We start from the raw sequence: 21,238 nt of genomic DNA on the forward strand, positions 1-21,238 counted from the left end.
CTACCGCCGGGACGGGTCGCAGCGCCATGGAGATCCGGTCGGGCGGCGGCGAGCGTAGACGGCATGACTTTCGTGACCACTACCCTCCTGCTCGCGGCGCTGGCCGTCGTGCCGGCCACGCAGGACGACTGGGAGCCGTGCACCGGCGCGGACCGGCCCGCGGACATGGAATGCGCCTCCGTCGAGGTGCCGCTCGACTGGGCGAAGCCGAACGGCCGCACTCTTACGCTGCGCATCGCCCGGCTGCCCGCGACCGGCACGAGGACCGGCACCGTGGTCAGCATCCCGGGTGGACCCGGCGGGTCGGGGATCGACGACCTCACGTACTACGGGAAGAGCTTCGCGCACCTGCGGGACCGGTTCGACGTGGTCAGCCTCGAGCCGCGCAACGCGACCACGTACGGCCGGCTGCCGCAGCGGTGCTTCGCGACCGGCCCCTGGCTCACCCGGCCCGACAGCCGGGACGAGTACGCCCGGCTCGGTGTGACCGTGCGGGCGAAGGCGCAGGAGTGCAGGAAACTCGACCCCGAGTTCTTCGACCACCTCGACTCGGCCTCCGTCGCGCGGGACATCGACGCCGTACGCGCCGTCATCGGCGAGGAGCGGCTGAGCTTCATCGCCACCTCCTACGGTGGCGTGCCGGCGGTCGCCTACGCCCGGCTGTTCCCTGCGCGGGTCCGGGCCATGTACCTGGACGGGGCCGTCAACCAGTTGCGTGACGCCGCCACGGAGGCTCGGGTCCGGTACCGGACGTACGAGACGCAGTTCGGCCGGTTCGTGGCGTGGTGCGGGTCGTCCGGGGCGTGCGGCGAGGACGTGGAGGGGCGGTGGCGGCGGCTGGTGGACGCGGCGGACCGGGCGCCGATCCCGGTGGCGGGCGAGCGGGTGGCGTACAGCGGGTTCGACCTGCAGGTGGCCGCGATGCCGCACCTGGTGGGGCCGGGTCCGGCGCCCGAGTACCCACGCTGGCGACAGCTCGCCCAGGCCATCGCGCGGGCGGAGGAAGGGGACGCCGGCGGGTTCGCCGCCTACGTGAAGGCCGGGGTCGGGAGCCTCAAGCCGCCGTCGTTCGTGGGCATGAACGCCACGATGTGCGCCGACGGGCTGCGCTTCCGCGACCATCGCGAGTACCGGGCGGTGCGGGCGCTCGGCGAGCAGGTCTCGCCGAACCTGGACGGGATGGGGTTGTGGCACCGGCTCGGCTGCACGGGCTGGCCCGCGCCGGTGACCAACCCGGCCGCGCGGCTGCCCGCCGGTCTGCCGCCGTTCCTCGGCGCGGGCACGTGGACCGACTACGACGACACCGCCGACCTCGTGCGGCGGGTGCCGGGGTCGGCGACTGTCCGGTACGACGGTCATGGGCACGGGCTCTACCTGACCGGGAACGGCTGCGTCATCGCGCACGCGAACGCGTACCTGACCGACCTGCGCCTGCCCCCGCCCGGCACCACCTGTCGCCCAGGGGGTTCGTGACCACGGGCCTGGGCGACAGCGATCAGCCCCCGCCCGACCACCGGCAGGGGCAGCCGCGAACCGGCCGCCGCGGGCAGCAGCGCCGCGACGGCCGGTGGGGCAGCCGCGAGCCGGCCGCCGCGGGCAGCGGCACCGCGACGGCCGGTTCGCAGTCAGGCCAGCAGGGCCGCCACCGCCAGCGCCGGCTCCGGGTACTCGGCCAGCAGCGCGCCGACCTCCTCATGATCGGTTCCGGAGGCGGTGCGCCACTCGCCGGCGCACCCCAGCAACCCCGCCACCGCGTCGCACGCCGCCGGATGCCCCATGAGCAACTCGGTCACCGGCCCCGACGCCACCGGCACGGAGGCGGCCTTCGGCCGGGCCGGACGGGCGGACCACGGCGGCGTCCAGGCGTCCACGGCGGCCAGGCTTCCGGGGAAGGTCCGCCCGGCCTCCCGCACGAGCGCCGGCATCAGCTCGCTCGCCTGATCCCGCAACGTCGTGATCAGCCTGGGCAACCACGGCAGCAACACGTTGTCCGGCAACCTCCCGAACGCCTTGGAGATCACCTCCACCACGAAGCCCGACAGCGCCGGGACGGGCTCCATGGCCTGTACGAACCCCATGATGTACTGCGGGAACGACGGCACGACCAGCGGATTGGCCAGCAGCTCGTCGCAGCGCGAACGCAGCTCGCCCTGCGTCAGCAGCCCGAGCTGGGTCCGCGCGGCCCACAACACCGCCACCTTGGCCGGCGACTCGGGATGCGACTGCCGCACGGCGAGCTCCAGCTGCGCCCGATCACAGCCCAGCGCCAGCGCCAGGCTCTCCATCGAGAACAGGAACCCCAGCATGGCGGCCACCTGCCGCACCCCGGTGTCGTCGTCCACGAAGGCGGTGGGCAGCAGCGTGCAGTAATGCGCGTACCCGGCGGTCGCGAACTCCTCGCACCAGGTGGGCAGCTCCGGCTCATTCGCCCGGTAGTAGGCCATCAGCCGCCGGATCCGCCGCAGCACCTCGGGCGCGTCGTCCACGCTCCGCTCGGTCGCCAGCAGCTCAACGGCCCGCGCCCCGAGCTCGTCGGCGAACCGTTTGCTGCCCAGGTAGAGCACGGCGTCCTCGACGGCCGCGAGCGCTACGGCCGCCGTCGCCTTGGGATGCCAGACCTTGCGCCGCAGGCGCTGCTCCAGCACCTGCTCGATGGTGACGCCCTCGTAGCCGAGCTCGATGATGGAGCGCTGGTGCTTGCCGAAGGACAGGTCCCAGCTCTCCTGGATCGACCGCTCCCCCAGCCGCCGCTCGCCCATGATCGGCCGGACCGCGTCGTGCGGCAGCAGGTACCGCAGCATCCACAGCAGGTCGGAGCAGGGCACCAGGTGGGGGTCGGCGTTGAGATCGAGCAGCGCCCGCTGGATCGTGCGTTTCGTCAGGTCCAGGCCGAGCGGCTCGAGCCGGTCGTAGACGTTCTTGGCCAGCGGCGGCAGGGCGTCGTAGCCGACCTCGCCGACGCGGTCGCCGCCGAGCAGGATCTCGCACAGCCGGCGCACGTCCCTGCGGCCCGGGACGACGTCCTTCTCGATGCAGGTGACGGCCGCGTCCTGGAAGTCGTACGGGGTGGGCCTGGCCCGGTTGCGCAGGCCGGCGAGCAGGATCGACGTCTCGAACACGGCGATCGCGTCGGCGGTGCTGGCCAGGTAGCCGTTGCGGCGGGCCAGCCGGACGATGTCCACGCACCAGCCGAGCAGCTCCGACTGGTCCAGCTCGTCGAGGACGGGCGGCCGCGACAGGAACCCCGTCAGCTTGTCGGCCGGCGCGATCTCCGGCTTGGGGGCGGGCAGCTTGGTGACTCGCTTGCGCGTGCCCTTCTGCCCGGCCAGCTGGAACGGCGTCAGGCCGCTGCGGGCCACCGCCTTGGCCCAGGTCGCCGCCGCGATCGACACCGAGCCCGAGGCGAGGCCGAACTGGGCCTCGATGGCCGAGTGGCTGGACGGGATGAGGCCGTACAGCCACGTGGTGCCGGTCCGCGGGGTGATCTCGAAGGGGGCGGTGGAGCGCAGGCCGAACTGCTCGACGTGGCTGGCGGCGTGGAAGGCGCCGCACACGTACAGGCAGTCGGCCGGGTCGGCGCCCGATGTGGCCAGGTGCTCGCGCATCCTGGTCCACATGTAGCGCTCGCGGTCCTCGTCCACGGCCAGCCGCCGCTCGTCGGGGTTGAGGCGACGGAACAGGCTGCCGATCAGCACCATGACCTGGCGGTAGGTGTCGTAGTCCGCGCCGGACAGCGGCTGCTCGACGTACTGGTCCCACCATTCCGACCAGTGCCGCACCTTGCCGTGATGCAGCAGGTGCTCCTCCAGCTCGGCGAAGCGGGGGCGCAGGTCGCCGATCTCGACGCCGACCGCGTCTCCGTGCAGGCCCGCTTCCTCCTCCTTTGGGCCGTGCTGGGGCTCCTCCTTGGGCGCCCACTGGAAGACGTGGTCGGTCGAGCGGTCCACCAGGACCAGCTCCACGCCCGGCGTTTCGAGCGCGTACGAGATGGCCTGGTATTCGGCCGACGCCTCTGTGATGGGCGCCACCACGCTGAGCGGCGCCCAATCTTTGGGAAAACCGTCGAGGTCGGTCGCGAACGCCTGCACCGCCACCGGCAGCCGGCAGTTGCGCAACTCGGTCAGCAGCGGCCGCAGGTCCTCGCACAACTCCAGATAGATGACCTTCGGCTGCTTCTCGCGCAGCCGTCGCACCATCGCCAGGCCCGAGGCCGGCGAGTGGTGGCAGACCGGGAAGATCTCCAACTCCTCACGCAGCGCCCGGTCGACGTCGTTCACCATCCCCGACAGGATGCCCGACACGGTGTCGCCGCCGAACTCCCGCGCCGCCTGAGCGAGCTGCTCCCGCAGCGGGTCGAACGTGCTCATGACAGGGTGGCGATCGCCTCGCGGCCGCCCTCGAGGAACTCCTGCCACGGCCCGCCGTCCTTCTTGCTGCGGGGCTCGACGACGCCGTGCCAGTACTTGTTCAGGATCGCCAGGTCCTCGGGGGTGCGCCGGGCCAGCGACCCGACCAGCGACCCCGCCAGGGTCTGCGCGCGCAGCACCCGGTCGCCGAAGAACTGACTGTGCAGGATCGCGTCCTCGAGCACGCCGATCTGCTCGGCCGTGGACAACGCCGACTCCAGCTTCTCGTCGTCGCTGGTGGCCGACGCCGCGGCGGACCGCAGGTCGGCGAAGCTCTGCAGCAGGATGTCCAGCAGCGTGGGCGGCAGGTCCAGCTCGATCTGGTGCCTGCGCAGCAGCTCCTCGGTCCGGAAGCGGACGATCTCCGCCTCGCTCTTCTTGTTGGTCACCACAGGGATGCGGACGAAGTTGAAGCGGCGCTTGAGCGCCGACGACAGGTCGTTGACACCCCGGTCGCGGCTGTTGGCGGTGGCGATGATGGAGAAGCCGGGCTGGGCGAAGACGATGTTGTGGTCGTCGAGCTCCGGGATGGAGACGTACTTCTCCGACAGGATCGAGATCAGCGCGTCCTGCACGTCGCTGGTCGAGCGGGTCAGCTCCTCGAAACGGCCGATCACGCCGTTCTCCATCGCCGTCATGATCGGCGAGGGGATCATGGACTCGCGGGACTGGCCCTTGGCGATGACCATGGACACGTTCCACGAGTATTTGATGTGGTCCTCGGTGGTGCCGGCGGTGCCCTGCACCACGAGCGTGGAGTTACGGCAGATGGCCGCGGCCAGCAGCTCGGCCAGCCAGCTCTTGCCGGTGCCCGGGTCGCCGATCAGCAGCAGGCCCCGGTCCGAGGCCAGGGTCACGATGCTGCGCTCGACGAAGCTGCGGTCGCCGAACCACTTCTGCGGGATCTCCCTGTCGAGCCCGTCGGAGCGTTCGGAGCCGAGGATGAACAGCCGGATCATGCGAGGGCTGAGCCGCCACGTGAACGGCTTGGGACCGTCGTCGATCGACTCCAGCCAGTCGAGCTCCTCGGCGTACTTCACCTCTGCGGGGGCGCGCAGCATATCGTCACTCATGCGAAGTTCTCCTAGGTGAGGAAGTTCTTGAGCTCGAAGACGAGCTTGCGGATGTGGCCCGAGATCACCGGGGTGCCCAGGTCCTTGAGCTTCTTGCGGAACCACGGGTCGACGCTCTGGACGCCAGAGCTGTTCACCGAGCCCACGGGGATGAACTTCACCCCTGAGCGGTGGACGGCCTCGATGCCGTCGAACAGCGGCTGGGAGCGGTCGAACTCGTAGAAGTCGGAGATCCACACCATCACGGTGTTACGCGGATCGGTGATCTTCGGGCGGGCCATGGCCATCGCGACCGGGCCGTCGTTGCCGCCACCGAGGTTGGTACGCAGCAGGACCTCGAACGGGTCGTGCACCCATGGGGTCAGGTCGAGCGCCTGGGTGTCGTACGCGATCAGGTGCACGTCGACCTTGGGAAGCCCGGCGAAGATCGAGGCCAGGATGGTGCAGTTGACCATCGAGTCCACCATCGAACCCGACTGGTCCACGACCACGATCATCCGGGCCGGAGTGGTGCGCCGGGCGGTCTGCTTGTAGAAGAGCCGGTCCACGTAGAGCCGCTGGTCCTCGGGGCTCCAATTGGTGAGGTTCTTCCAGATGGTGCGATCGAGGTCGAGGTTGCGGAAGACCCGCTTCGGCGGCACCGACCGGTCGATCGTGCCCGCGGTGGCCTTCTCGACCTGGGTACGCAGCACCTCGGCGACCTCGTCCACGTACTTGCGGATCAGCGCCTTGGCATTGGCCAGCGCGACGCCGGACAGGTTGGACTTGTCCCGCAGCAACTGCTCGATGAGCGACATGCTGGGCGTGAGCTGTCTGGCCAGGGCAGGGTCGGCGAGCACTTCGCGCAGGTGCATGCGCTTGACCAGGTCGCCCTCCAGCCCGGCGAGCAACGCGGCCAACTCCTCGTTGCCCGGGCTGTGGCGCAGCCCACCAGGCTCGCAACCCATGCCGTGCTCGAACCAGGCCGCGTCCTTCTTCCACGCCTCCAACTGGCCGGCGGTGACATTGCCCGAGCCCGTGGCGAACACGTTGAGCAGCAGCTTGGAGACCAGGGCCGCGCGGCGGACCTCGTCTCCTTCCTCGTGGTCCCGCTCCGCCATCAGGCCCTCGAACCCGGCGGCCAGGTCGGGAAAACGTTGCACGAGGTTGTCGACCGAGATGCCCGGGTCGAGCAGGGCCGGCGGGAGGCCGAGGTCGCCGACGATGGCCATGCTGGCGGTCTCCAACGCGGGCTGCTCGTCGGGGCTGAACAGCCGCGACAGCAGCCGCCAGTAGAGCACCTGCCGCCGGGTCATATCAGCACTCTGCCCGGCGCCTTGTTCGGAGGCTGCCTGGCCCGCGCCTTCGGAGGCTGCCTGCCCGGCGCCTTGCTCCCGGAGGTCGTCGTCCGTGATGTCGTCGTCCGTGATGTCGTCGTCCGTGATGTCGGTCATTTCCGCAGCAGCCGTCCTGCCCGCTCTCGGAGCACCGCGACCGCGTCACCGGCCTTCGCCTCGGCCTTGACCACCTTGGGGTCGGTGGGCCCCATCGCCCAGTCGCCGGTGTGCACGGCGACGGGCTTCTTCTTGACCGTGGCCTGCACCGCGATCGGCTGCAGCGTCCACCGTCCGCCGTCCCAGTGCAGCAGCCCGAGACACGCTGTGGACGCCGCCACCAGCTCGGGCGTGAGCGGCGTGCTCGACGGCAGCCGGTCCAGGTCCAGCGCGAGCATGTTGCCGCCGCCCAGCTCCAGCGTCTCTCCGTCGACCGTGTAGCCCTCGATGAAGACGGGCTCGGCGATCCTGACGGGATGGCGGTCGAGCGGCGGGACCGGCGCCGCGACGGCCGCGCCGAGCTGGACGCGGGCGGTCGCGAACGGATCGGCCTCCTCGCCCGCGCGCGCCCGGTCGTCGTGCCACACCAGGTCGCCGCCGCCCAGCAGCGGCATGTCCGTGATCTCCAGGGTGCGGTGCTCGGCCAGCGCGCCCAGCAGCACCGGGTGGCCGCCCATCAGCCGCCACACGGCCGGGCCGACGATCGTGTCGACCTTCGCCGCGGCCACGCTCGTGCGTACGAGCCTGGCCGGAGCGCCTCCGGCCGGCTCGAAGACGCCGTGGACCTGGACGCGTACGACCGTGGCGTGCTCGTGCACGTCGGCGCCCAGGATCAGCAGCCGCCCCGACACCTGCTCTGCGCCGCCGTTCCAGGGACCGGACTGCGACAGCAACAGGGCACGCGACCACAGATCGGCCCATCTCCGCGCTGGCACGTGCTCCATCGTGCTCACCGGGCACGAGGCCCGCAGCTCCGCCGCCAGGCCGTCGAGCAGCACCGCCAGCCCGCGCAGCTCCGGCACGGCGAGCAGGGCCTCGATCGCCTGATCGGAAGAGGAGACGACATCGTGGTCGACGCCACGCCAGCCCACGATGGCCAGCTCCCGCAGCCACACCCGGCACCCGGCGAGCAGATTGTCCGGGTGGTCGCCCGTTCCCGGGGCCGCCTCCCAGGCGGCTCGCGTCCGTCCGAGCGCCGCGTCGAGGCTTCCGAGCAGGGCATCGTGCACCGCCCCCGTCAACGCGGCCCGCCCGCCGGCCAGGGCCGCCAGATGCTCGTCGCCGATCGACCCCGCGACCACCTTCTCCACGGACTCGCCGATGCGATCGCCGAGCGGGCTGGCCGCCAGCGCGCCCGCGAGCGCGCTCAGCGCCGCCGCCGGCTCCTCACCGATCCGCGCGAACCCGTGCACCAGCGCGTCGTCGAACCCCGCCACCAGCTCAAGCGCCTCGTCGACCCCCGCCGGCGACCCGCTGCCCAGCTCACCAAGCTGTACATCGAGCATCAGCACACCACCTCCGCGCCCGCGAAACGTATGCCGGTCATCAGCGCACCGCCCCCATCGCCGGGAACCAGTGCAGCTCCGCCAGCGGCTCGGTGCTCTCGGGCACCTCCAGATAGGCCAGGTGCCGCAGGAACCGGCTGAACACCACGGCCGCCGGCGTGCGCTCGACCAGCCTGTTGAGGCTGTTGATCAGGTCGCCGTGCTCGGCCACCTCCACCCGCAGGTAGCGGGCCACCCGGTCCATGCCGTACTGCAGGACCGCCTCGTCGGCCAGCATGCGTATGTGCTTGCATGCGTAGCCGTGCAGCGCGCCGCACGGCCGGTTGTTGTTCGTGCTGCAGCTCAGCGCATGGGTGCCGGCGGTGATCGACGAGACGTAGACCCGCTCTATGTCGGACCCGCTCGACACGACACCCTGGAGCCGGCCGTCGGCCAGCTCGACGAACGGCACCTTCGCCAGCTTGCGCGGCTCGACGGGCGGCACCACCCGTACCACACTGCGTTGCTCCCACGCGGCTCTGTCCGCGTCCACGACCTCAGAACCTCCCGCCCCAGCCGCCCCGCGCCCTTGCAGGCGGAAGTGCCCACACCTTCGCAAGCGGCTGATCAATTGATCCGCGAACCTACCCGACCCCACCGACAGAACGGGGAGAAACGATCAAACCACCTGCTCGACCCGCCGCCGTTCCGTGCCTCCAGCACCTCATGCGCGACCGCGCCCCCGCAGAGCCCGCATTGTCCCGGCGGCATCGCCCGGCGAGCCGCCGATCGGCGTCACGTCCATGCCATGGGCGTTGGCGAACGCGGCGAACCGGTCCGCGTCAGGGCCACTGGCCAGGACCTGGGTGGCGAGCCCGCGAAGCGGGACGGGGGCCATGATCGCGCCGTCCACCTCGCCGTAGCCGAGCAGCGCCACCTGAGAGCCGTCATCCAATGGGCCGCCCTCCGATCGAGTCCGCCGTATCGTTGACACTATTGTTGATATTCCAGCATGAGGGCGGCGAACGTCCGCACCGCCCGAAAACTCTTCGACGGCACGGTCTTCCCCCGGCCGCACCCCGCCCGTGGACGCGGGTCAGGCCACGTGCTCCTTGATGGCCACGCTGGTCAGCGCGAGCAGCAGCTCCAGGTCGGGCGTCGCGTCCACGTGGACGGCCACCCAGGCCCGGTCGGAGCAGGCCTGCACCTGGCGGCAGTCCAGCAGGTACGGCTCCAGCCGGTCGATCGCCGGGGCGGTCAGGCGGACCTGGACCTCGTCGCTCCCCGTCAGCCGCAGGATCTCGGTGCCGCGCACGGCGAACGTCACGCCGCGCCGGGTGTCGCGGACCGCCAGCGCCGGCCAGGACCGTAGCTCGGCCACGGCGCGCGCCACGTAGGGTCCTCGCCGTTCAGCAGCCCGTCGCCTGACGGTAATTCCCACCTCTCCATGCTGAAGGACACCCGTCCTTCGCGTCACCGGCCGTTCTGCAACCGTTATCAACGCTCAGCGGTGCACGATCAGCCAGGTCGCGATCGCGGGTCACGGGGCCGGAGCGGTTGCCGATGATGTGCGGCCTGCCGCACGGGAAGGTGACGGGCGCTCTCGCCGCGTCCGGGCGACGCGGATCTTGTCCGTGAGCTCGTCGAGTCGCCGGTAGCGGCGGACGGGCAGGCGCGGCGAGTGCGCCCGGCCACGGCCGAAGCGGCGCTCCGGTTTGCTCAGCAGCTTCACATATTGACGCCACCGCAGGTAAGGATTAACGTCGTCTCATAACTTAAAGGAAACTTTCCTAATAGTTTCCTTGGCATCCCGCCCCCTGTACACCCCCCAACAGGATGTCGGAGCATCATGAGACACAAGATCCTTGCCTGCCTGGCGGCCTTGGCGCTGCCGCTCACGGCCGTGGTCGTCGCCCCGCCCGCCGCCTACGGCGTGGCCGTCTTCGCCGATTGGGCGGCGTGGACGGCGTACTCGGCCGGCACGCGCGTGACGTACAACGGTCTCCAGTACGAGTGCATCCAGTCGCACACCTCCCAGCCCGGCTGGGAGCCCCCGAACGTCCCCGCCCTCTGGAAGCCCGTGACAGGCGGCGGCACTGACACGACAGCCCCGTCAGTGCCCGCCAACCTCCGCTCGACGGGCGTCACCGGCAACAGCGTCTCCCTGGCCTGGAACGCCTCCACCGACAACGTCGCCGTCACCGGCTACGAGATCTACCGCGGCGGCACCCTCATCACCACCGTCACCGGCACCACCCACACCGACACCGGCCTGAGCGCCAACACCGGCTACACCTACACCGTCCGCGCCCGCGACGCCGCCGGCAACCGCTCCGCCGCCAGCGCAAGCGTCACCGCCACGACCACGGGCGGCGGAGGCGGCGGGAACAAGGTGCTCGGCTACTTCGTCCAATGGGGCGTCTACCAGCGCGGCTACCACGTCAAGAACATCGACACCAGCGGCTCGGCCGCCAAACTGACGCACATCAACTACGCCTTCGGCAACGTGCAGAACGGCCAGTGCACGATCGGCGACTCGTACGCCGACTACGACCGGTTCTACCAGGCGGGCGAGAGCGTGGACGGCGTCGCCGACACCTGGGACGCCGGCGCGCTGCGCGGCAGCTTCAACCAGCTGCGCAAGCTGAAGAAGAAGTACCCGAACCTGAAGGTGCTGTTCTCCTTCGGCGGCTGGACCTGGTCCGGCGGCTTCACCCAGGCCGCGCAGAACCCGGCCGCGTTCGCCGAGTCCTGCTACCGCCTCGTCGAGGACCCGCGCTGGGCCGATGTCTTCGACGGCATCGACATCGACTGGGAGTACCCGAACGCCTGCGGCCTCACCTGCGACAGCAGCGGCCCGGCCGCGTTCAGGAACCTCATGTCGGCGCTGCGTTCCCGCTTCGGCTCCAGCTACCTGGTCACCGCGGCCATCACCGCCGACGGCACCAACGGCGGCAAGATCGACGCGGCCGACTACGGCGGCGCCGCCCAGTACGTCAACTGGTACAACGTCATGACCTACGACTACTTCGGCGCCTTCGCGGCGCAGGGCCCGACGGCTCCGCACTCGCCGCTCACCTCCTACTCCGGCATCCCGACCCCCGGCTTCTACTCCGACGCGGCGATCCAGAAGCTCAAGAGCAAGGGCGTGCCGGCGAGCAAGCTGCTGCTCGGCATCGGCTTCTACGGCCGTGGCTGGAGCGGCGTCACGCAGGCCGCGCCGGGCGGCACGGCCACCGGGCCGGCGCCGGGCACGTACGAGCAGGGCATCGAGGACTACAAGGTGCTCAAGACCCGCTGCCCGGCCACCGGAACGGTCGCGGGCACCGCGTACGCGTACTGCGGCGGCCAGTGGTGGAGCTACGACACCCCGGCCACCATCGGCGGCAAGATGACCTACTCGAAGAACCAGGGCCTCGGCGGCGCGTTCTTCTGGGAGCTCAGCGGTGACACCACGAACGCCGAACTGCTCACGGCTATGAGGAACGGTCTGGGCTGACATTTTTTCGTAACAAAAAGGGCCGACTCTCCACGAGTCGGCCCTTTCTGCCTTATTGACATATTCGTCCCTTATCGCCAAGGTCTCTTTTGTCCTGATGTCTCCCTCACCTTCGAGGAGCCTTCATGCATTCCGGACTACGCAAGGGCGTGCTCGGCGCGATCACCGCCGTCGCCGTTGCCGTCTCCCCCTTAGCCTTCACCGGCACCGCCAGCGCCCACGGCAGTGACAATGCCGTACGCAAGCTGGTCGAGGCCGTCTCCGGCAAGAACGTCAAGAAGCACCTGTCGGCCTTCCAGGCGATCGCCGACGCCAACGGCGGAACGCGCGTGTCCGGCACCCCCGGCTTCGACGCCTCCCGCGACTACGTGGCACGCAAGCTCCGCGGCGCCGGGTACGACGTGACGATCCAGCCGTTCGAGTTCACCTTCGACGGTTACAAGACGCCGCCGGTGCTCAAGCGGACCAGCCCGGACCCGAAGACGTACTCATACGGGTTCTTCAGCGACTACGTGGCGATGGGCGACTCTCCCGCCGGCGCCGTCAGTGGCACGATCCAACCCGTTGACCTGGTGCTGCCGCCCGGCCCCACGGCCAACAGCTCGACCTCGGGCTGCGAGGCGAGCGACTTCGCCGGCTTCGTGCCCGGCAACATCGCGCTCATGCAGCGCGGCACCTGCAACTTCCGCATCAAGGTCGACAACGCCATGGCGGCGGGCGCGGCCGGGGTCATCGTGTTCAACGAGGGGCAGACCGGCCGCACCGAGGTGGACCTGAACCCGGTGCTCAGCGGGCCCGGCGTGACGATCCCGTCGTTCTTCGCCCGCTTCTCGGTCGGCCAGGAGCTGGCCGCCGCCGCGGGCACCACGGTGCAGATGAACTACGACCCGATCGTCGAGACCCGGACCACGTACAACGTGATCGCCCAGAGCAAGCGCGGCAACCCGGACAACGTGGTGATGCTCGGCGCCCACCTCGACAGCGTCCAGGAGGGGCCCGGCATCAACGACAACGGCTCGGGCAGCGCCGGCGTCCTGGAGGTCGCGCTCCAGGCCGCCAAGATCAGGCCGAAGAACCAGCTGCGCTTCGCCTTCTGGGGCGCTGAGGAGTTCGGCCTGCTCGGCTCCGAACACTACGTCGCCGCGCTGACGGCGGAGGAGCGGGCCAAGATCACCCTCTACCTCAACTTCGACATGATCGCCTCGCCGAACTACACCTTCGGGATCTACGACGGCGACGGTGACGCGTTCGGCGTCGCGGGCCCGCCCGGATCGGACGTGATCGAGGAGGACTTCGAGAAGTTCTTCGCCGGGCGCGGTCAGCCGTACAAGGCGACGGCCTTCACCGGCCGCTCCGACTACGGGCCCTTCATCGAGGTCGGGATCCCGGCGGGCGGCCTCTTCACCGGGGCCGAGGTGCTCAAGACCGCGGAGGAGGCCGCGATCTTCGGCGGCACGGCGGGCGTCCCGCTCGACCCCTGCTACCACAGCGTCTGCGACACCATCAAGAACATCAACGACAAGGCGCTGGACGTCAACTCGGACGCGATCGCCGCCCTGACGGCGAAGTACGCCTTCAACACCGGGACGATCCCCACCGACCCGGCCCCGGCGCCTGCCGCCCGCAGCGCCACCGCCCACACGCACACGCACAAGCCCGCCGACTCGGCCGGCTGACACCCACCACCGGCGCGCCCGCAGCCACGTGCTGCGGGCGCGTTTATCGCGCCTCGGGTGAAGGCGCTGGTTCTCGCGCTCGCCATGGCGACGGCAGCCGGCGGGCGGCCCGGGCGTCCCCGGTGAGTTCACCTTCGGGCCCAACGGGGTGGCCGACGTGGCCGGCTACCACTACGAGATCACCGGCGAAGTGTCCTCGGCCTGGGTGCCCGCCGGCCCCGACGGAAGTGCCACTGTCAACGCCCCAGCTCGCTCACCTGCTGGGGCGTCAGGGACACCGTCGAGGCGGCGAGGTTCTCTTCCAGGTGGGCGACCGACGAGGTGCCGGGGATGGTGAGCATCACCGGGGAGTGGGCCAGCAGCCAGGCGAGGCTGACCTGGGCGGGCGTGGCTCCGACGGCTTTGGCGACGTGGTCCACGGGGCCGCCCGGCGCCGCCAGGGCGCCCTTGGCGATGGGGCTGTAGGCGATGAACCCGATCCCCTGCTCCTCGCAGTGCCGCAGCACGTCCTCCGAGAACCGGTTGGTGAGGTTGTAGCGGTTCTGCACGGTGACGATGTCGACGATGCCGCGCGCCCGTTCCAGCTCCTCGACGCTCACCTCCGACAGCCCCACATGGGCGATCTTGCCCTCGTCCCGCAGCGCCTTGAGCTCGCCGAGCTGGTCCTCCAGCGGCACCAGCGGGTCGATGCGGTGCAGCTGGAGCAGGTCGATCCGGTCCAGCCCGAGCCTGCGCAGGCTCATCTCGACCTCCTGCCGCAGGTACGCGGGGCGCCCCACGGCATGCCACTCCCCCGGCCCGGTCCGCACGAACCCGGCCTTGGTCGCGACGAGCAGCCCCTCCGGGTACGGGTGCAGCGCCTCCCGGATGAGCTCCTCGTTGACGTAGGGCCCGTAGGAGTCGGCAGTGTCGATGAGGTCCACACCCAGCTCGACAGCCCGGCGCAGCACCCGGACACACTCGTCGTGGTCGCGGGGCGGCCCCCAGACCCCGGGCCCGGTGAGACTCATGGCCCCGAAGCCGAGGCGGTGCACGGTCTTGCCGCCGATGGTGAACGTGCCGGTGGACTGGAGCTCTATGGACATGCGGGGACACTCCGTCTGAACGTCGAGGCGTACTCTCTCACGGACATCGTGTCACTTGCGCTGATGGCCGAACCTGACCGGCTTGGGGCCGTGGAGCCGGACCTCCGGGTCGCTCATCGCCTGGGGCCGGGCAGGCAGTTCGACGGCCGGCTCGATCACCGGCTCCGCACCCTCGGCCGCCGCGATCCTGCGGCCGAGCCGCTCCCGCAGCTCCGCCGCCACCTCGGCGTGCGACGGCAGTCCGGCGAGGTTGACCAGCTCGTGCGGGTCGTTCTCCAGGTCGTACAGGGCCTGCTCGCGATAGCGGTCGGCGGCCGGGTCGTCCCACGGGTGGGCGCCCTCGGCGACCGCGTAGTACTTCCAGCGGGACGTGCGGATGCCGCGCCCCACCTCCGACTCGCTGACCTGGAAGAACACCTCGTCAGGCCATGGAGCCCGGGCATCGCGGGCCAGCGGCAGCAACGACCGCCCCTGCATCTCCCCAGGCACGGGCAGCCCGGCGGCCTCCAGCAGCGTGGGCGGCAGGTCGATCGTGCTGACCGGGCGGGAGATCGTGCCGCCTCCGTCGAAGCCCGGGCCGCGCAGCGCCAGTGGCACGCGGAGCGAGGCGTCGTGGCAGGAGCGCTTGTACTCGCCGTTGCGGGTCTTGAAGTGGTTGCCGTGGTCGGAGGTGTACGCCACGATCGTGTCGTCCAGCAGGTCCATGCTGCGCAACGCGTCGAGCAGCCGCCCGAGCCCCTCGTCCAGGCGTTTGACCTGCCCCAGGTAGCCGCCCATGTGCTGGTGCGCGGTGCCGCCGAGCGCGGCCAGGTCCGGCGGCATCCAGGTGCCCTGGTAACGCTCCTCGTAGCCGTCGGGCGCGGGGTAGTTGTCCACCTCGTTCTGGTGGTGCGGCTCCAGGAACGACACGAACAGGTAGAACGGCTCGTCGTGGTGGTCGGCGACGAACCTGATCGCCGCGTCCACGAGCGCGTCGGAGCGGTAGCCGGGCAGCATGACGGGATCGTTCGCCTCGTCGAACACGACCGTGCGGTAGGCGTCGGAGGTGTGCTCCAGCGCGTTGGCCGCCAGCCAGGACTGGTAGCCGCCCCGCTGGTCCGCCGGCACCGGCTCGCTGCCGGCCAGATGCCACTTGCCGATGTAGCCGGTGGCGTAGCCGGCCGCGCCGAAGTGGTGCGCCAGCGTGCGCTCCTCGGGCGGCAGCACGCGGCCGTTGCGGTAGACGCCGGTCGTGGTCGGGTAGCGACCCGTCTGCAGGGCGGCGCGGGCGGGGGCGCACACCGGCTGAGGGGTGAGCGCGACCGCGGCCCGCGTGCCGTGTCCGGCCATCCTTTCGAGGTTGGGGGTGAGCGGGCCGACGGTGTCCCACCGCTGCTGGTCGGTGAAGACGACGATCACGTTCGGACGCAAGAAGACGACTCCTGACTAACGTAGGCCGGTCAGCGCGATGCCACGCACGAAGTAGCGCTGGGTGAAGATGAACAGGATGGCAGTGGGGACGAAGAGGATCACAGAGCCGGCCGCCGTCAGGTGCCAGAGCGTGAAGTACTCCTGGTTGAACAGGGTGAGCCCGACTGGGATGGTACGCATCTCCGGCGTGCTGGTGGCGACCAGCGGCCAGAGGAACTCGTTCCACTGGAAGACGAAGGTGAACAACCCGAGCACGGCGAGCGCGGGACGCGTCTGCGGCAGGATGACGCTCCGGTAGATCCGCAGCTCCGAGGCGCCGTCGATGCGGGCCGCGTTGATCAGGTCGTCGGGGATGGGCTGGATGAACTGCCGCATGAGGAAGATCCCGAACGCGTCCATGAGGAACGGCGTGATCAGCCCCTGGTACGTGTTCAGCCACCCCATGTTGGCCATCAGCACGTACAGCGGGATCATCCGCACGAAGAACGGCACCATCAGCGTCGCCAGCAACGCCACGAACAGGGTGTTGCGCAGCGGGAAGCGGAACTTGGCGAACACGTACCCGACGAGCGGGTCGAACAGCAGGTGCGCCAGCGTGATGGCGCCGGCCACGACGAGGCTGTTGACGATGAAGTTGCCGAACGGCGCGCGGGCGAACAGCTCCGCGTAGTTGCCCCACTGGGGCGAGTCGGGCACCAGCACCGCGTTCGCCGCCAACGTCTCCGCCTCGGTCTGCAGCGACAGCGAGACCATGTAGAGCAGCGGCACGACCGTGATCAGGGAGGCGATCACCAGCAACGTGTAGAGCAGAGCTTTCCGCATCAGTACGTCACCTCCCCGCGCCGCCCTGCCCGCAACTGCACCAGCGTGAACGCCACGATCACGACCAGCAGCAGCACCGACTGGGCCGACGAGTAGCCGAAGTCCCTGGTGCGGAAGGCGACGTTGAAGATGTGGAAGACCGACAGGTCGGTGGCGTCGCCAGGACCGCCGTTGGTGATGATGTACGCCTGCCCGAACGCCTGCAGTCCCGAGATCACCGCCATCACCGACACGAACAACGTCGTAGGCGCCAGCAGCGGCAGCGTGATCCGCCAGAAACGTGTCCACCCGTCCGCGCCGTCGATCTTGGCGGCCTCGTGGTAGGTCTCGGGGATGCCCTGCAGCCCGGCCAGGAACAACACCATCGTGTACCCCACGTTCTGCCACAACGTGACCGCGGCGATCGTGAGCAGCGGCGCGGTGTTGAGCCACTGCTGGCCCGGCAGCCCGAGCGCGTCCAGCATCCGGTTGAGCACGCCGAGCTCCGGATCGAGGATGTTGCGCCAGAGCAGCCCGACGATCGCCACCGAGGTCAGGTACGGCACCAGCAGCAGCACCCGGAACACCACCCGGCCCTTGAGCGGCTGGTCCAGCGCGAGCGCCAGGACCAGCCCGAGCACGATCGACCCGATCACCACCAGCACCGAGAACGCCACGGTGACCAGGAACGAGTGCCGCACCGCCGGATCGGCGAGGGCCTGGGTGTAGTTGCCGAGCCCCGTCCACTGGTCGGCCTGCGGACCGGTGCGGAAGCTGGTGGCCACCACGTTCCCGATCGGCAGGTAGAAGAAGGCCGCGAAGAACAGGATCGCCGGGGTGAGGAAGAGGTAGGCGGTCCGCGCGTAACGGCCCGACAGCGTGCGGGGCCTGCTCATGGCCTCACTCCGTTCGGCGGCTCGGTCGCCGTACGCCGCCGCCTCACTTGAGGAATCCCTCCGCGGTCTGGGTGAACGTGGCGAGGGCCTCGGCGGCCGGCTGGTTCTGGATGAGCACCTGCTGGTACATGACCTTGAGCTGCTCCTCCCACTTGCCGAGCTGCCCGGTGAGCCGCACCTGCTGGGAGGAGTCCTTGGCGGTCGGCAGGGCGTCGGCGAAGACCTTGATGGCCTCGTTCGTCTGCACCTCGGGCAGCTTCGTCCAGGAGACGCGCGGCATGAGCATGCCGGTCTCCTTGGTGGCGGCCTGCTCGACCTCGATGGCGGTGATGCGCTTGATGAAGTCCCACGACAGCTCGGGGCGGGTGGCCTTGGCCGGCACGAACATGCTGACCCCGGCCGCCTGCGTGGCCTGCGTCTTGTTCTTCAGCGGCGGGGCGACGCCCAGCTCGATGTCGGGGCTGGTCTTCCTGATCGGGTCCAGGTCCCACGGGCCGGTGAAGATCATCGCGGCGCGCTTGGCCGAGAACAACTTCTGCGGGCCCGAGTAGTCGGTGCCCGACACCGGCACCGGCGCCACCTTGTGCTTGTGGATCAGGTCGGCCTGGAACTGCAGGGCGGCGACCGCGTCCGCCCGCGGCTCCATGATCTTGCCGGTCTGCGTGTCGTAGGGGGTGACGCCGGCCTGCACCATCCACGGCCACATGTAGGTGTAGTCCTGGTTGAGCGCGACGCCGTACACGCCGTCCTTGGTGAGCTTCTGGGCGGCGGCCAGGAACTCCTCCCACGTGGTGGGCACCTCCACGCCGGCGTCCCTGAGCATCGCCTTGTTGTAGAAGAGCGTGTTGCAGGTGAAGTGCAGCTGCACCCCGTACACCTTGCCCTGGTACGAGTTGCGCTCGACGGTCACCGGCTGCCAGTCGGAGGGGAAGCCCATCGCCTGGCCGTCGCGGTCGACGAAGTCCTGCAGCGAGCGGGCGTTGCCGGAGACCGCGAACTCCTGCACCCACCCGCCGGGCTCCTCGACCAGGTCCGGCACGGTCCCTGAGGCGAAGTCGGCCAGCAGCCTGGTACGCAGGTCCGGCCACTGGTACTTCTGCAGGTTGACCTTGACCTTGTTGGCCTGCTCGAACTCGGCGATCGCCTTGCGGTAGGCCTGGTAGTCGTGGCCGGCGTTCCAGTAGACGGTGAACGTGCCGGGCTCGGTGGCGGGCGCGGTGGGGGCGCCCGCGCAGGACGACAGGACCGGCACGGCGGCGGCCGCACCGGCCAGGCGGAGCAGGTCACGGCGGGAGAGGGTGGGGGACATCTCGCATTTCCCTTCTAGGAAGAGCCTCGCCGCAGGAAGGTCCAGGAGCGGACGATCTCACGGGCGGGCGGAGCCTCCTCGGCCTGGAGGCGGTCGAACAGCAGCCGCACGATGTCGGTGTAGTCGTGCCTGAGCGGGCCGACGGTGCTGAGCTGCGGGGTGGTGATGAGACCCTCGTCGATGTTGCCGACACCGACGATCGCGACGTCGCCGGGCACGCTCAGCCCGGCGTCCCGCGCGGCCCCGATGGCGCTGATCGCGGCGCGGTCGGACGCCGCGAAGATCGCGTCGGGGCGGTCGGGCGAGCGCAGGAGCTCGGTGGCGGTCTGGTACGCCGCCACGCGGTCGTCGGCGCCCGAGGTGATGATGCGTTCCGTCACGCCGTGCCGGTCGAGCGCCGTGGTGTAACCGAGCAGCCGGCCGACCGGCCGGTCCCGGTAGAGCTCATGGCGGTGCGCCAGGAACGCGATGCGCCGCCTGCCCTGCGCCAGCAGGTGCTCGACGGCCTCCACGCAGGCCTCCGTCTCCGGGGTACGGACGACGTCGCAGCCCTCCAGCCCGCTCTCGTTGCTCAGCACCACCATCGGCAGGCCGGTGGCGGCGAGCCCGCTGAGCAGGTCATGCGTGAGGTGGTCGCCTACCACGTTGATCAGCGCGCCGTCGGCGATGCCGCCGCGCAGCACGTCGATCGCCGCGTTCGCGCGGGCGTCGGAGTAGACGGCCAGGGTCACCACGGAGTAGCCGCGGGCGTCGGCCATCTCGTGCAGGTCCCTGGCCAGCCGCTCGTCGGTCGGCACCCCGCCGATGGAGCTCAACACCAGACAGACCCGCTGGGTGCGGCGCTTGCGCAGGCTCCTCGCGGCCTGGTTGGGGGTGTAGCCGAGCCGCCTGGCGGCGTCGAGCACCCGCTGCCTCGTCTCGGCGGCGACGGGACGGTCCCGGCCACTGAGCACGTAGGAGACGGTCGCGACGGACACGTTCGCGAGTTCGGCCACTTGTCGTGCTGTAGGTCTCATGCTAGTCGAATAACATAGCATTCCCGACAGGAATACAAGGTAATTCCCCTCTCTCATCTCGCTGTGGGGCTGTGCGGCTCAGGAGTGGGACGCTCAGCATCTGTATGCTGTTAAACGATTAACATCGCGGGTCCCCACGACCGTACTCCTTCACCTCACTACGGATCAACCCGTCATTTGAGGATGCGTGGCGGGTTGGCCGGCAGGTCGACGAACGTACGCATCCAGGCGGCGGCGGTTCCACGAACTCCTGATCGTGCGCGCCGCCACCCGGCCGGTGTCGGCGGTCTGCTCGCCGGGCACGGATGTCCGCTTCCCTTCGCAGCGTGCGGTACTGCGTCGGATGCGGACAAACGCGCGAAAAGCTCACTTCGAACGGGGCATCTGGATGTTTCGACCGCGTTTCATCTTGATCTTAAACAGACGAAAAAATCATGTCTTGACCAGGTATGCGGATCATGTCACGCTTCGTGCGAAATGATCTAGTTCCCGAAATCTGCCACGAAGGGCCAGGGGACGAATGGGGCATTTATCCACCCTCCGCACCATTTCACATTCCTTTCTCCATCTCGAGGTCGACGACGCGGAAGCCGCCTCGCTGACCCCATGGACCGGCCACGTCCGCTACACCCCCAAGTACGGCGGCCGGAAGACGACCGCCGAGAGCTGGGCCCTCGAACTGGCCCCCAAGTCCGCCCTCGCGGCAGGCGTCAACTCGGTCCGCGGGCGGGAGCGTGAGCGCTTCTCGCTGAGCGGCGGCGAAGTCGTCGTCTACGACTGCGAGGATCCGGCCGACGCCCGATGGGTCGCGTGGCTGGGTCCGTGGCACATGGCGCACGGGCTCTTCTACGCCCCCGAGTGGGAATCGTCCGACATCGTCGACACCTTCAGCCGGGTGACGTGGGTCGACACCCCCGAAGGGCTGACGGCCGACGGCGGCTCGCGCTTCGACGTCTCCATGGAGTTCTACGCGACCTGGATCGCGGGCGTCGGCACCATGATGGTCGAGTCCAAGCAGGCCGGAGTCAGCCGGATCCCCAACTGGCGAGGGTACGCCGCGAGTTCGGGCGAACTGTGGCGGATGCCCGCGCCGCCCTCGGGTGAAGAGACGCCGTTCCTCCTGGTCACCGAGACCGCCATCGCGACCCTCTACCCCTGGGACGCCCCGAGCGACGGCAAGGCGAGCGTGTCGGCTCGCGCGGCGGCAGGCAGCGCGGAGACCGCCGCCGGCTTCCTGAGCAAGGTCAAGCGCGTCGAGTGGCAGGCATGA

General features: G+C 69.9%; 17 protein-coding genes. 4 read left to right on the top strand and 13 right to left on the bottom strand.

Annotated elements, in window-relative coordinates; genetic code table 11:
- The first annotated feature begins 72 nt into the window (after positions 1–72).
- Positions 73–1,473, top strand: a complete 1,401-nt coding sequence (locus ETD86_RS04565; protein ID WP_246147626.1) for an alpha/beta fold hydrolase — start codon at positions 73–75, stop codon at positions 1,471–1,473.
- A gap of 152 nt (positions 1,474–1,625) precedes the next feature.
- Here the strand turns inward: ETD86_RS04565 and ETD86_RS04570 are convergent, their stop codons facing one another.
- From ETD86_RS04570 to ETD86_RS04600, 7 genes are all read right to left on the bottom strand, one after another.
- Positions 1,626–4,367 carry a DUF5682 family protein gene (locus ETD86_RS04570; protein ID WP_138664819.1) on the bottom strand — a complete coding sequence of 914 codons (2,742 nt, stop codon included), beginning with the start codon at positions 4,365–4,367 and terminating at the stop codon, positions 1,626–1,628.
- Positions 4,364–5,479: an ATP-binding protein gene (locus ETD86_RS04575; RefSeq protein ID WP_138664820.1), complete on the bottom strand. Its 1,116-nt coding sequence runs from the start codon at positions 5,477–5,479 to the stop codon at positions 4,364–4,366. Before ETD86_RS04575 ends, ETD86_RS04570 begins: the two co-directional genes overlap by 4 nt.
- 11 nt (positions 5,480–5,490) lie before the next feature.
- Positions 5,491–6,774: a vWA domain-containing protein gene (locus ETD86_RS04580; protein WP_138664867.1), complete on the bottom strand. Its 1,284-nt coding sequence runs from the start codon at positions 6,772–6,774 to the stop codon at positions 5,491–5,493.
- Between the two features lie 134 nt (positions 6,775–6,908).
- Positions 6,909–8,297, bottom strand: a complete 1,389-nt coding sequence (locus ETD86_RS04585; RefSeq protein WP_138664821.1) for a hypothetical protein — start codon at positions 8,295–8,297, stop codon at positions 6,909–6,911.
- Between the two features lie 40 nt (positions 8,298–8,337).
- The gene (locus ETD86_RS04590; RefSeq protein ID WP_211369821.1) at positions 8,338–8,829 is read right to left on the bottom strand and encodes a hypothetical protein; all 492 of its coding nucleotides are present in this window, start codon (positions 8,827–8,829) and stop codon (positions 8,338–8,340) included.
- Positions 8,830–9,000: 171 nt separating this feature from the next.
- A complete protein-coding gene (locus ETD86_RS04595; protein WP_138664822.1) occupies positions 9,001–9,231 on the bottom strand; it encodes a hypothetical protein in 231 nt (76 codons plus the stop codon).
- A 141-nt stretch (positions 9,232–9,372) separates the two neighbouring features.
- Complete coding sequence (locus ETD86_RS04600; RefSeq protein ID WP_138664823.1) at positions 9,373–9,669, bottom strand: luciferase domain-containing protein; 297 nt, start codon at positions 9,667–9,669, stop codon at positions 9,373–9,375.
- Positions 9,670–10,125: 456 nt separating this feature from the next.
- Between ETD86_RS04600 and ETD86_RS04605 the strand changes: the two genes are divergently transcribed.
- Together ETD86_RS04605 and ETD86_RS04610 are read left to right on the top strand one after the other, a co-directional pair.
- Positions 10,126–11,775, top strand: a complete 1,650-nt coding sequence (locus tag ETD86_RS04605; protein ID WP_138664824.1) for a glycosyl hydrolase family 18 protein — start codon at positions 10,126–10,128, stop codon at positions 11,773–11,775.
- A gap of 125 nt (positions 11,776–11,900) precedes the next feature.
- Positions 11,901–13,451, top strand: a complete 1,551-nt coding sequence (locus ETD86_RS04610) for a M28 family metallopeptidase (protein ID WP_138664825.1) — start codon at positions 11,901–11,903, stop codon at positions 13,449–13,451.
- A gap of 236 nt (positions 13,452–13,687) precedes the next feature.
- Here the strand turns inward: ETD86_RS04610 and ETD86_RS04615 are convergent, their stop codons facing one another.
- From ETD86_RS04615 to ETD86_RS04640, 6 genes are read right to left on the bottom strand one after another with little or no spacing between them, the layout of a single operon-like run.
- Positions 13,688–14,536 (bottom strand): aldo/keto reductase, encoded by an 849-nt coding sequence (locus ETD86_RS04615; RefSeq protein ID WP_138664826.1) that lies wholly within the window; start codon positions 14,534–14,536, stop codon positions 13,688–13,690.
- 51 nt (positions 14,537–14,587) lie between these two features.
- Positions 14,588–15,946, bottom strand: coding sequence for a sulfatase family protein (locus ETD86_RS04620; protein ID WP_211369822.1), 1,359 nt, complete (start codon positions 15,944–15,946; stop codon positions 14,588–14,590).
- A gap of 15 nt (positions 15,947–15,961) precedes the next feature.
- Positions 15,962–16,768: a carbohydrate ABC transporter permease gene (locus ETD86_RS04625; RefSeq protein WP_138664827.1), complete on the bottom strand. Its 807-nt coding sequence runs from the start codon at positions 16,766–16,768 to the stop codon at positions 15,962–15,964.
- Complete coding sequence (locus ETD86_RS04630) at positions 16,768–17,643, bottom strand: carbohydrate ABC transporter permease (protein WP_138664828.1); 876 nt, start codon at positions 17,641–17,643, stop codon at positions 16,768–16,770. Before ETD86_RS04630 ends, ETD86_RS04625 begins: the two co-directional genes overlap by 1 nt.
- A 43-nt stretch (positions 17,644–17,686) precedes the next feature.
- Positions 17,687–18,952, bottom strand: coding sequence for a sugar ABC transporter substrate-binding protein (locus ETD86_RS04635; protein ID WP_138664829.1), 1,266 nt, complete (start codon positions 18,950–18,952; stop codon positions 17,687–17,689).
- 14 nt (positions 18,953–18,966) lie between these two features.
- On the bottom strand, positions 18,967–19,947 hold the full coding sequence (locus tag ETD86_RS04640; protein ID WP_246147630.1) for a LacI family DNA-binding transcriptional regulator: 981 nt from the start codon (positions 19,945–19,947) through the stop codon (positions 18,967–18,969).
- 541 nt (positions 19,948–20,488) lie between these two features.
- Between ETD86_RS04640 and ETD86_RS04645 the strand changes: the two genes are divergently transcribed.
- Entirely contained in the window at positions 20,489–21,238 is a 750-nt protein-coding gene (locus ETD86_RS04645; protein WP_138664831.1) for a hypothetical protein, read from the top strand.

The organism is Nonomuraea turkmeniaca (genome assembly GCF_005889735.1).
Taxonomy (GTDB): Bacteria; Actinomycetota; Actinomycetes; order Streptosporangiales; family Streptosporangiaceae; genus Nonomuraea; species Nonomuraea turkmeniaca.

Bases quoted from the DNA above. Each gene is read 5' to 3' on its own strand.
- ETD86_RS04635 (WP_138664829.1), bottom strand. From the start codon at position 18,952: ATGTCCCCCACCCTCTCCCGCCGTGACCTGCTCCGCCTGGCCGGTGCG.
- ETD86_RS04605 (WP_138664824.1), top strand. From the start codon at position 10,126: ATGAGACACAAGATCCTTGCCTGCCTGGCGGCCTTGGCGCTGCCGCTC.
- ETD86_RS04570 (WP_138664819.1), bottom strand. From the start codon at position 4,367: ATGAGCACGTTCGACCCGCTGCGGGAGCAGCTCGCTCAGGCGGCGCGG.
- ETD86_RS04610 (WP_138664825.1), top strand. From the start codon at position 11,901: ATGCATTCCGGACTACGCAAGGGCGTGCTCGGCGCGATCACCGCCGTC.
- ETD86_RS04585 (WP_138664821.1), bottom strand. From the start codon at position 8,297: ATGCTCGATGTACAGCTTGGTGAGCTGGGCAGCGGGTCGCCGGCGGGG.
- ETD86_RS04625 (WP_138664827.1), bottom strand. From the start codon at position 16,768: ATGCGGAAAGCTCTGCTCTACACGTTGCTGGTGATCGCCTCCCTGATC.
- ETD86_RS04630 (WP_138664828.1), bottom strand. From the start codon at position 17,643: ATGAGCAGGCCCCGCACGCTGTCGGGCCGTTACGCGCGGACCGCCTAC.
- ETD86_RS04580 (WP_138664867.1), bottom strand. From the start codon at position 6,774: ATGACCCGGCGGCAGGTGCTCTACTGGCGGCTGCTGTCGCGGCTGTTC.
- ETD86_RS04615 (WP_138664826.1), bottom strand. From the start codon at position 14,536: ATGTCCATAGAGCTCCAGTCCACCGGCACGTTCACCATCGGCGGCAAG.
- ETD86_RS04575 (WP_138664820.1), bottom strand. From the start codon at position 5,479: ATGAGTGACGATATGCTGCGCGCCCCCGCAGAGGTGAAGTACGCCGAG.
- ETD86_RS04645 (WP_138664831.1), top strand. From the start codon at position 20,489: ATGGGGCATTTATCCACCCTCCGCACCATTTCACATTCCTTTCTCCAT.